The sequence below is a fragment of the Vibrio olivae genome, from assembly GCF_042428525.1.
In the GTDB taxonomy this organism is placed as follows: domain Bacteria; phylum Pseudomonadota; class Gammaproteobacteria; order Enterobacterales; family Vibrionaceae; genus Vibrio; species Vibrio olivae.
Window position 1 is genome coordinate 173,826 of the sequence record NZ_JBHMEP010000005.1, and the last position, 11,495, is coordinate 185,320.

Sequence of the window (11,495 nt, forward strand, 5' to 3'; positions counted from 1 at the left end):
ATGGAGCTGAGCTAAATGGGTAAATCTATCATTACTGGCATAGACATTGGTCATGACGGCGTAAAGGCGGTCACAGTGAAACCAATCGACGACCATTTTATGCTTATGGACTATCAAGAATTGCCAATAAAAACGGGTATTTTCTCCGATAACCATAAGACGAATTATCAGGAAATTGTAAAGAAACTCAAAGAACTAAGGAAGAGCTTGCCTTTTCTTCAGCGTCGAGTGGCACTGGCGATTCCGGATAATTCGGTAATTAGTAAAGTATTACAACTAGATAGCCAACCTTCAGACCCCGACATTGAGTTTATTATCGCTCAGGCATTTTGTGCTCAAATTGCGTTGAATATGGACGACATTCAGCTCGATTTTGTTCCGCTCCATCATGTTGCTCATTCACATTCTCTGGTGGATTACCAAGTTTATGCGACCAAGAAAGAAGTGATCGAAAACCATTGCCATCCGCTACAAGCCGCCAAATTATCGCCTGTTTTTATCACGATTCACGCCCACACTTTGCTCCAGCTTTGGCATGTCAAGGTCCAGAGAACGCACAGCCGCCAATGGTTATTGGTCAACGTTGATGCGGATGGGGTTCAGATGGTCATTGATTTTTTAGAGGTTGATCCATTTACGCGCAGTATGCCTTTGCCTCATAACGGCCGCTCTTCGCCAGAGGTGATTCAGATTATGGAGGAGACGGCCCGTAACGAGAATGAGTCTCTGCGGTTTGTTATTGGTGAATTGCAGCGCTGCCGACAGCAGCTTTTGGCACTGCATGGGTGTCATATTGAGGGGATTTGGTTGTGCGGGCGAGGCGCATCGCCGTTCAGTGCTGAACAGATCGAGCATCACCTTGGCATCACCTGTGAGCTTTTTGACCCTTTTGACCTACTGGTGACCAAAAGCTCTCAAGGCGATCCTGTTGCTCACTCCTCGTATGCGATTGCAACGGGGTTAGCGATGCGAGCACTTTGCTGGCAAGGGCAATCACATGTTGCATGAGATCAATTTACTGGCATGGCGAGCGACGAGAAGAGCAGCTAATCAACGCCGCGTGCAGTGTTTATTGGGTTTCACCTTTGGGCTGTTTCTGATTGCTAGTGGCCTAGGCGGTTATCTTATCGACCGCCAGATTGAGATTCAGCAGCAGCGGTTGACTGATCTCAATCTTGAGTACGAGCGGTTAAATGCTCGCTCAGCCCAGCAAGAAACGCGTGAAATAGCCCATCAAATCGAGTTAAAGCGCTTTGCTCAGTATGCCGAGTGGCATCAATACCGTAATCAACCAGTGGAACTGATGAATATGCTGGCCAAGCAGGTGAGCGAGGAAGTGGTGTTCTCTCATCTCGAATTACGAAGCGGCGTTGTAACAGCAAAAGGTGAAACCGCGACAACCCAAGCACTGACACAAGCCCTGACTCGTATGGAAGCGACAGAGCGAATTTCTAAGGTAACGCTTCATGCGTTGACCAACTCTTCATTGTCATCGCAACGCTCAATGAGTCAATTTCATCTTTCATTCACTCTTCGACCACGAGGGCTGGAGGCTTTTGGTTATGAGCCATGAAAACGCTTGGTGGCAGTATTTTGAGTCGCTGGAAACCTTTGCCGAGTCACCACGTTACATACAGTGGTTAACGACAATCTTACTGGCATTGTGTTTGGGCATCGCAAGCTATGTTGGCTATTTTTCGGCTAAGTTGATGACACTTGAACGCTTAATCATGCGTGAAACCGAGCAAACGCTCAGCTTGCTTGAGTCTCGTTCGCAAGTGATCGAGAGGGGCGAAACGCAAGTGAGTTATCGAGCCGTTGAGCATCTGGTTGATGACTTTACTCAGCGTATTCCGTTTCAACTGGAACAGGCGACAATTGTGAGTGACGTCGACAAGCTCGCTCAGCGTTTTGGGTTGGGAGTCACGCATCTCAAATGGGGAAGCAAACAAACGATTGAACCATTTCTGCGCATGCCTTTGCATGTCGAGCTCCATGGTCAATATCACGCTATCGGTGAGTTCATGGCTCAATTAGCGCAAATGGAACAAGTCATGACATTCGAACACATGATCTGGCAACAACATAGCCCCACTGACGATAGCGTGAGGGTCACCGCCAACATTCATTTCTATTGGCAGGGTGAGCGCAATGGATTGTTATAAACTCATCCTCAGTGGGGTTGCGCTTGTGCTCACTGCGTGCGGCAATGAATCTTCGCCGCTCAATATTCCGCCTCTGCCAACTGAACCCGCGACCGAGCTCTCGTCAAAGGTGAGTGAGGCATATTGGCAAGTGTCTGACTACCGAGGACGTCAATATCGCTCCCCGTTCTCTTTGCCGCAGTCATTACCGACAGGCAACGTAGCGTCTGCAGTGAACCTCAATACGTCTTGCCGTCCTTTATTCGAGGCTCATCAAGCGACGCCATTACTCCAGTATCCACTCTCGATGCTGACCTTATCGGGTATTGTAAGCAGCCAAGATCAACAATTGGCGCTATTTGAACTGCCAAACCAATCGATTTACAGCGCGAGAAAGCACAGTTATATCGGCGCTGAGCAATATCAAATTACCGATATCACCCCCAATCATATCGAGCTACGTTCCTCTTGTGGAGAGGTATCGTCGCTGGTTTTAACCTCAAATTACGCTTTAGAAAAGGAACGACATGAGCCATAAACTACTCAGGGAAGTGATGAGTCATGTCGTGCTCATCGCGTTATTGGTCATCCCCACCGCGGCCGAAAGCTCGCAGGTGTTGAATGTGGCTGAAATGTTGGATTTTCAAGTCGATGCGGACCGTGATGCCAAGCTCTTGATTAAGCTCGATACTCGGAATGTGGTGATTAAGAGCGAACGTCAAGATGAGAAACTATGGATTGAACTCACCAATATCACCATGGCAGAGAGTGATGCTCTGCGACTGGATGTCAAAGAGTTTGGTACATTAGTCAGTCACATTGATGTGCAGCCCACCTCTCAGGGCGTCGGCTTTCTGTTAGCAATTGATCGGAAATATGAGTATCACCATCAGCTGCGGGACGGAATGATCGTGATAACGCTAGAGCCTGATGAACAAGCCACAAAACAGCAAGACAATCACTCACAGCTCTCGATGAATTTTCAAGATATTGATTTACGGCGTGCCTTGTATTGGCTTGCCGAGTTTAGCGATATCAACTTAGTGCTTTCTGATAATGTACAAGGCCGTTTAAGTTTACGCTTGCAGTCGGTCCCGTGGAGCCAAGTCTTGGACGTCATTTTGCAACTTAAACAACTCTCCAAGCAAGTTGAAGGCAATGTGATGGTTATTGCCCCGCGTGACGAATTGCCCGCTTCGGGGTTACTTAATCGCTCACAACTTGGGTCACAAGTCATCGAGGTGCAATACGCTAAAGTCACTGACCTTGCGAACATGCTTAACGGCGAGCATTCAGGTTTACTGTCGGATCAAGGTTCATTAGCGTTTGACGAACGTACCAATACGCTGGTCGTACATGACTATCCGCAACAACGAGCTGAGATTCAAAAAATGATTGATGCTTTGGATGTGGCGGTGAAGCAGGTACAGATTGAGGCGCGGATTGTGTCACTCAATCAGGGCAGTTTGGAGGAACTGGGCGTACGTTGGGGTGTTATGTCACAGCAGCAAGATTATTCGATTGCAGGCTCGATTGAAGCCAATCAACCTCCACCTTCAGGAGAAAGCCCGGCATTTGACCAACGGTTAAACGTTAATTTAGGCGCGACAGCAGCCAATACTTCGTCAATCGCATTTCAAATTGCCACGTTAGGCAGTAATACGCTGTTGGATTTAGAGCTTTCGGCGCTGCAAAGTGAGTCCAAGGCCGAAATTATTTCCAGTCCAAGTTTGCTGACCACCAATAAACAGCCTGCTTACATTGAGCAAGGTACTGAAATCCCCTATGTTGAAGCCGCGTCGAGTGGTGCCACGGCGGTTAAATTTAAGAAAGCGGTGCTCAGTCTCAAAGTCACGCCGCAAATTACGCCGAACAACAAGCTAATATTGGATCTTAATGTCACGCAAGATAGGCCCGGTGAAGTGGTAAAAACCGGGACGGGAGAAGCGGTTGCTATTCAAACTCAGCGCATCGGAACGCAAGTGCTCGTGGCGAGTGGGGAAACGGTTGTGCTTGGCGGTATTTATCAACATAGTGTGAGCGATACCGTGGATAAAGTTCCGTTATTAGGGGATTTACCATTAGTTGGCGCTTTATTTCGCCGTAGCTATCAAAAAATGGGTAAAAGTGAACTACTTATCTTTGTTACACCGAAGGTTGTCATTCAGTAAATATAATAAAATCGAAAATAAATTTGCATTAGTGACACCTTATCTAGATAATTTCGGGTCTTATCACGAATTATCTGTGAGGAATTGGTGCCACAAGCACTTTTTATCGTCGGCTAAACCCCGACAAACTTGTGGCGATGTCATTGAATTAACGTTGTAAATTACTGCTTAACATGGCTGAGAAACGCAATATTTTCCTTGTTGGCCCTATGGGTGCCGGCAAAAGCACAATTGGTAGACACCTTGCTCAACAACTTCATATGGACTTTGTCGACTCCGACACAGTGATCGAAGAGCGCACAGGTGCGGATATCGCATGGGTATTTGATGTTGAAGGTGAAGAAGGCTTTCGCATTCGCGAGGAAAGAGTGATCAACGATCTGACGGAAGAACAAGGTATTGTTCTCGCAACAGGCGGTGGTTCAATCAAAAGCAAAGAAAACCGTAATCGTCTTTCTGCTCGCGGCATAGTGGTCTACCTAGAAACAACCATTGAAAAACAACTTGCACGTACTAACCGTGACAAGAAACGTCCTCTGCTACAGACTGACAGCCCTCGTGAAGTGCTGGAATCGTTAGCGGCAGAGCGCAACCCTCTATACGAAGAAATTGCGGACTATACGGTCCGTACTGACGATCAAAGTGCAAAAGTGGTAGCCAACCAGATCGTAAAAATGCTAGAAGAAAGCTAAATCATTTTTATCTAGCTTTTTTGGAGATTGCCATGGAACGGATTACGGTCAGCTTAGGCGAACGTAGCTACCCAATTTCAATTGGTGCCGGATTATTTAATGATCCGGCCCACTTTTCTTTTCTTCCTGCAAAACAAAAAGTCGTTGTCATCAGTAATGTGACAGTGGCGCCTTTGTATGCGCAGAAAATTATTCAGCAGCTTGAGCAGCAAGGTTGCCAACCTTCGTTACTCGAATTGCCGGACGGTGAAAAATACAAATCCCTAGAGACTTTTAATCTGGTGATGAACTTCCTGCTTGAAGGTAACTACAGTCGAGATGTGGTGATTGTTGCGCTCGGCGGTGGTGTGATTGGCGATCTTGTTGGTTTTGCCGCGGCATGTTATCAGCGAGGCGTTGATTTTATCCAAGTACCCACGACCTTGTTATCACAAGTCGACTCTTCCGTGGGGGGGAAAACGGCCGTCAATCACCCATTGGGTAAAAACATGATTGGGGCTTTTTATCAGCCTAAATCGGTCATTATTGACACCGATTGTTTGAAGTCTTTGCCAGACCGCGAGTTTGCTGCGGGTATGGCCGAAGTGATCAAATACGGCATCATTTACGACCGTCCTTTCTTTGATTGGTTGGATGATAACCTTGATGCCTTATATGCCTTGGATGAACAAGCGCTGACTTACGCCATTGCACGATGTTGTGAAATCAAAGCGGAAGTGGTTGCACAGGATGAAAAAGAATCAGGTATTCGCGCATTGCTGAACCTAGGTCATACATTTGGTCATGCCATTGAGGCCGAGTTGGGGTATGGTAATTGGCTACACGGTGAGGCAGTCTCATCGGGGACGGCGATGGCGGCAAAAACTGCTCAGCTTCAAGGTCTTATCAGCGAAGAGCAAGTCGAAAAAATTGTCTCTATACTGAAAAGAGCTCACCTGCCAGTTCATACACCAGAGAGCATGTCGTTTGATGATTTCATGCGTCACATGATGCGCGACAAAAAAGTCCTTTCTGGTGAACTGAGATTAGTGTTGCCGACAGACATTGGGCGCGCTGAAGTGGTGAAAGGAGTGCCAGACTCGATCATTGAACAAGCTATCGATTACTGCCGCACCCTCTGATTTATTTTGCCAGTCAATGGTCAGTAGGACGACAATTACATGAATGTAACGCATCAACCACGCGTGTTGGAGCTTGATACGCAGATTGATCTGCTAGAACGCTTACAGTTGTTAACCAATTATGGTTCCAATTTTGTCACCGTGGGCGGTGCGTTTGGTTCAGGTAAGACTTGGCTCGCTCAGCGCTTTCTTGAAGCTTGGGCTCAAGATAAAAATCAGTCACTTTTGATGTGTCACCCAAGTCAAGATGACGAATCTCGCCGTACAACCGTCTTGACTCAACTGCTTTCTGAGCCTTTATTTAACCCTCACGACAGCCTTGTCGACAGTTTTTCTCGTCTGAAAAGTGATGATAACTGCAATATTGTGATCGTCATTGATGATGCCCATCTCTTGAGTGAAACATTTGTTTCTGAGCTGTGGATGCTCGTCCTTGAAGCGCAAAATACCCCGAAGTGGGACATTAGCGTGGTGATGTTTGCGCAGGAAAATAGCCTTGAACCACTACTCACCCGTCTCAGTTATGGTCAAGAGCAAAAGCCGATTGATTTAGAAATAGAACCTCTAAGTCGAGATGATGCCGACAGATTCTTTGAACAACTCGTGATACGCTTTGTCGAAGACAGTGCCGAGAAGCGAGTCAGAAACGCCTATCGTAAAGCAGGACGACTACCGGGAGAGATTATGGCCTTGGGTGACCACAAGCCAGAAAAACGTATCGTGATCCGTTCGATTGTTGGATCGCCACTGATGATTACTCTGATTGTGTTGATTTTGTTGCTGCTCATCGGCGGCGGCTATTGGTGGATGATGAATCAGCCAACCGCTCAACAAAAAGCACAACAGTTGGAAACACAGATGGAACAAACCGTGATTCCAACCTTGGAATCAGAGCCACAAGAGCGCAACATGGAAAATGTTGAAGTGCCAGTGCCTCCTGCTGCCGATGATGCTGCTGAGGATGACTCATCAGCTTTGCCACCCGATGTCACACAGAGCACCACCAGCGTTGATAGCCAAGATTCTGGTGAACAGCGCGTCGTGATCACCTCTGATGTGGTGGATGCATTACTGGATGGCAAACCGCAAGAGGTCGATACCTCAGCGATGATTCAAGCGATTGATGCGGCTAAACTGCAAGCGCAGGATGACGATGGCCAAAACCAGGTCTCCAGCTCAGAATCTGAACAGGCAGCACAAGCTCAAACGTTGAGTGACCCTGCGCCTCAAACTGCAGAGGCATCCAGTACTGCAGACGCTGAGTCCGCTCAGCCAGTCATTACTTTCTCGTATACACGTGAAGCGCTAAAGGCGTTCTCGCCACGCAGTTATACTCTGCAATTGGCCGCACTCAGTTCAGTGTCGGAGGTTCAAGAGTTTTTGGATCGCCATAACCTCGACGGTGATGTGTATATCTACCCAACAGTGCGCAATGAAAGAGATTGGTTTATCGTCTCTTACGGCAACTATCCAACCATTCAGTTGGCACGTGATGCGGTCTCGACCTTACCAAGTGATGTTCAACAGTTGGAGCCTTGGGCAAAATCGCTCAGTCAGGTCCATCGTGAGATTGACCGAGTGAAATAACGCTGAGCTTAGCGATAAAATATGTTACATTTCGCAGCCTTAATTTGTGGTTGAAAGATAAGAACAGTTGATGAAGAAGCAGCGGGCGTTCCTAAAGTGGGCGGGTGGAAAATACGGCTTAGTTGAAGATATTCAGCGTCACTTACCAGCAGCAAAGAAGCTGGTGGAACCCTTTGTTGGGGCTGGCTCTATCTTTCTTAATACCGATTATGAGCACTACTTGCTGGCCGACATCAATCCGGATCTGATCAATCTCTACAACTTATTGAAAGAGCATCCAGAGCAGTACATCACGGAAGCCAAGCGTTGGTTTGTTGCGGAAAATAACCGCAAAGAGGTTTACCTTGATGTGCGACTGCAGTTCAATCGTACGGAAGATACCTTCTATCGTTCCTTGGCTTTTCTTTATATGAACCGATTTGGCTTTAACGGTCTATGCCGTTACAACAAAAAAGGCGGTTTTAATGTACCGTTTGGTTCCTACAAAAAACCGTACTTCCCAGAGCAAGAGCTGGAGTTTTTTGCTGAAAAAGCCAAGAAGGCAACGTTTGTCTGCGAAAGTTATCCCGAGACGTTCAAACGAGCTCGTAAGGGCTGTGTGGTGTATTGTGACCCGCCATACGCGCCGCTTTCAACGACCGCTAATTTTACTTCGTACGCAGGTAACGGTTTCTCGCTGGATGATCAAGCGGCCTTGGCTGATGTGGCTGAGCGTTTAGCGAAAGAACGTGGCATCCCCGTCCTTATCTCGAATCACGATACCACCTTAACCCGCCGTCTCTACCATGGTGCGGAGCTTAATGTTGTGAAAGTCAAACGCACCATCAGTCGTAATGGCGCTGGGCGTAACAAGGTTGATGAACTATTGGCACTGTTCAACCCGCATACTATTGAAGCGATGCTAACCAACTCAAAGCAACGCTAGGATCTCAGCGCTGGCTTAGGTAGAATCGATGTAAATTAACGCACGAAAAGTGTGATAAGCATTGATGCGATTTGTTAGCCATTGAGGTCAGGTATGAAAGATTTTCTTATTGCTCCATCCATTTTATCCGCCGACTTTGCACGCTTAGGTGAAGAGGTTGAAAATGTCCTCGCGGCTGGCGCCGATGTGGTGCATTTTGACGTAATGGATAACCATTATGTGCCTAACCTAACGTTTGGTGCCCCAATCTGTAAGGCGCTACGCAACTACGGCATTACTGCGCCGATTGACGTGCATTTGATGGTAAAGCCGGTTGACCGCATTATTCCTGATTTTGCCAAAGCGGGCGCTTCAATGATCACGTTTCACGTCGAAGCCTCTGAACATGTCGATCGCACTCTACAACTGATTAAAGAGCATGGCTGTAAAGCGGGCGTGGTCTTAAATCCGGCCACACCATTAAGTTGCCTTGATTATATTCTTGATAAAGTCGATATGATTTTATTGATGTCCGTGAATCCTGGTTTTGGTGGCCAATCCTTTATTCCCCATACGTTGGATAAACTGCGTGCCGTTCGTAAACTCATTGACGCTTCAGGGCGTGATATTCGTTTGGAAATTGACGGTGGTGTTAAAGTTGACAACATTCGGGAAATCGCCGAAGCGGGCGCGGATATGTTTGTCGCTGGTTCGGCCATCTTTGGTCAACCGGACTACACAGCCGTGATTGATGAGATGCGCGCGCAGCTCTCAGATGTTCAGTAACGATACTCCCTTAATTAGGAAACCATTTTGAGCCCAAATTTAGACCAGATAAAGCTAATTGCTTTCGATCTTGATGGTACTTTACTCGACAGCGTGCCAGACCTTGCGGTCGCTGCTGACAAAGCCGCTCAACAGTTGGGGTACCCAGCGGTGAGTGAAGACCAAGTACGTGACTACGTTGGCAACGGAGCCGATATCCTTATTGGCCGCGCGTTAAGTCAGAGCCTGACGGTTGATCCAAGCTTGAGCGATGAACTCAGAGCGCAGGCGCGTCAGCTGTTTGACCAATATTACGCTGAAACCGAACACAAGCTTAGCCACCTATACGCCAATGTGGCTTCAACACTGAATACTCTGCATCAAGCGGGGTATACTCTCGCGGTGGTCACGAATAAGCCGTCACAGTTTGTGCCTGATATTTTGGCTCAGCATGGTATAGCGCATTTGTTTAGCGATGTATTAGGCGGTGACGCATTTGCTGAGAAAAAGCCAAATCCTGTGGCGCTGAATTGGTTATTAGAAAAGCATCAATTAACGGCGCAGCAAATGTTGATGGTTGGGGACTCTAAGAACGATATTCTTGCGGCGAAAAACGCAGGCTGTGCCTCATTCGGCTTAACCTACGGCTACAACCATGGTGAACCGATCGCCCAATCTGAGCCGAGCTTTGTGGCTGACAACATCGCGCAGTTGCTCGAGCTTGTGCCTGTATCAGCATAAATGGCTGAAAAGGGCTAGTAAAATACTCATCAATGAGTACACTGCTAAAGCCGCACAAAGCATGTGCGGTTTTCATTTAACTATTAAGAAGTCAAAGGAATCATTCTCATGAGCAAACCCATCGTATTGAGTGGTGTTCAACCCTCTGGTGAACTAAGTATTGGTAACTACTTGGGTGCTCTACGTCAATGGCAACAAATGCAAGATGACTACGACTGCCACTACTGCGTTGTTGACCTGCACGCAATTACGGTTCGCCAAGATCCGCAAGCGCTGCATGAAGCAACATTAGATGCGCTGGCGATCTGTCTTGCGGTTGGTGTTGATCCTAAAAAGAGCACGCTATTTGTTCAGTCACACGTCCCAGAGCATGCTCAACTAGGTTGGCTTCTTAACTGTTATACCCAAATGGGTGAACTCAATCGCATGACCCAGTTTAAAGATAAATCTGCCCGTTATGCGAATGATGTGAATGTCGGTTTATTTGATTACCCTGTATTGATGGCGGCCGATATTTTACTGTATCAAGCCAACCAAGTACCGGTGGGAAGTGATCAGAAGCAACATCTTGAATTGGCTCGCGATATTGCAACACGCTTTAATAATATTTATAGCCCAGAGCAGCCGATTTTTACCGTGCCTGAGCCTTACATTCCTCAAGTGAATGCGCGTGTCATGAGCTTACAAGATGCGACCAAGAAAATGTCGAAATCGGATGATAACCGTAAGAACGTGATTACGTTGCTTGAAGATCCGAAATCGATCCTCAAGAAAATCAATAAAGCACAAACTGATACTGAAACTCCGCCACGTATTGCTCACGATATTGAAAACAAAGCGGGCATTTCGAACTTGATGGGGTTGTACGCTGCAGCGACCAATATGAGCTTTGCTGAGATTGAAGCTAAGTATCAAGGCGTAGAAATGTACGGTCCGTTTAAGAAAGATGTGGGTGAGGCTTTGGTCGCGATGCTTGAGCCGGTACAAGCGGAATATCGACGTATTCGTGATGACCGCGCCTACCTCGATTCAGTAATGAAAGCCGGCGCAGAAAAGGCGTCTGCAGAAGCAAATAAGACCCTCGAGCAAGTATTTAAAGCGATTGGTTTTGTTTCTCGTACCTAATTGCTAATTCCATCAATAAACTTCTAAAAACCTTCGCATATAGCGAAGGTTTTTTTATATCTAAAATTTGATATCTAGTAAAAAAGTTTATTTAAATCAATGCGTAATATTAATGTCTTTTTCCTATCTTACTTTGTTTGTTGAAATCATGCGCAATCTATAAATATCTGTCCTTTGTATGAGATTTATCTCTCGATAGGCTGGGTGAATGGTTTGAATTTGCACAAAAAACTTGAACACTGTAC

At 46.8% G+C, this 11,495-nt stretch carries 12 protein-coding genes; all 12 read left to right on the forward strand.

The features are described from left to right. The first annotated feature begins 15 nt into the window (after positions 1-15). Entirely contained in the window at positions 16-1,008 is a 993-nt protein-coding gene (gene pilM / locus ACFFUV_RS15965) for a type IV pilus assembly protein PilM (protein ID WP_390194578.1), read from the forward strand. Beyond that, positions 998-1,573, forward strand: a complete 576-nt coding sequence (locus ACFFUV_RS15970; protein WP_390194579.1) for a PilN domain-containing protein — start codon at positions 998-1,000, stop codon at positions 1,571-1,573. The genes pilM and ACFFUV_RS15970 overlap by 11 nt, the downstream gene beginning before the upstream one ends. Further along, positions 1,563-2,165, forward strand: coding sequence for a type IV pilus inner membrane component PilO (locus tag ACFFUV_RS15975; RefSeq protein ID WP_390194580.1), 603 nt, complete (start codon positions 1,563-1,565; stop codon positions 2,163-2,165). The genes ACFFUV_RS15970 and ACFFUV_RS15975 overlap by 11 nt, the downstream gene beginning before the upstream one ends. Next, on the forward strand, positions 2,152-2,682 hold the full coding sequence (locus ACFFUV_RS15980) for a pilus assembly protein PilP (protein WP_390194581.1): 531 nt from the start codon (positions 2,152-2,154) through the stop codon (positions 2,680-2,682). The genes ACFFUV_RS15975 and ACFFUV_RS15980 overlap by 14 nt, the downstream gene beginning before the upstream one ends. Next, on the forward strand, positions 2,672-4,315 hold the full coding sequence (locus ACFFUV_RS15985; RefSeq protein ID WP_390194582.1) for a type IV pilus secretin PilQ: 1,644 nt from the start codon (positions 2,672-2,674) through the stop codon (positions 4,313-4,315). Before ACFFUV_RS15980 ends, ACFFUV_RS15985 begins: the two co-directional genes overlap by 11 nt. 173 nt (positions 4,316-4,488) lie before the next feature. Further along, positions 4,489-5,007 carry a shikimate kinase AroK gene (gene aroK / locus ACFFUV_RS15990; protein WP_390194583.1) on the forward strand — a complete coding sequence of 173 codons (519 nt, stop codon included), beginning with the start codon at positions 4,489-4,491 and terminating at the stop codon, positions 5,005-5,007. Between the two features lie 32 nt (positions 5,008-5,039). After that, positions 5,040-6,128: a 3-dehydroquinate synthase gene (aroB, locus tag ACFFUV_RS15995; RefSeq protein ID WP_390194584.1), complete on the forward strand. Its 1,089-nt coding sequence runs from the start codon at positions 5,040-5,042 to the stop codon at positions 6,126-6,128. Between the two features lie 39 nt (positions 6,129-6,167). Next, positions 6,168-7,715: an SPOR domain-containing protein gene (locus ACFFUV_RS16000; RefSeq protein ID WP_390194585.1), complete on the forward strand. Its 1,548-nt coding sequence runs from the start codon at positions 6,168-6,170 to the stop codon at positions 7,713-7,715. 70 nt (positions 7,716-7,785) lie between these two features. Further along, entirely contained in the window at positions 7,786-8,640 is an 855-nt protein-coding gene (locus ACFFUV_RS16005; RefSeq protein WP_390194586.1) for a Dam family site-specific DNA-(adenine-N6)-methyltransferase, read from the forward strand. A gap of 93 nt (positions 8,641-8,733) precedes the next feature. Beyond that, positions 8,734-9,405, forward strand: a complete 672-nt coding sequence (rpe, locus tag ACFFUV_RS16010; protein ID WP_390194587.1) for a ribulose-phosphate 3-epimerase — start codon at positions 8,734-8,736, stop codon at positions 9,403-9,405. Between the two features lie 27 nt (positions 9,406-9,432). Then, complete coding sequence (locus ACFFUV_RS16015; RefSeq protein WP_390194588.1) at positions 9,433-10,125, forward strand: phosphoglycolate phosphatase; 693 nt, start codon at positions 9,433-9,435, stop codon at positions 10,123-10,125. Between the two features lie 108 nt (positions 10,126-10,233). Further along, on the forward strand, positions 10,234-11,250 hold the full coding sequence (trpS, locus tag ACFFUV_RS16020) for a tryptophan--tRNA ligase (protein WP_390194589.1): 1,017 nt from the start codon (positions 10,234-10,236) through the stop codon (positions 11,248-11,250). Positions 11,251-11,495 lie beyond the last annotated feature (245 nt).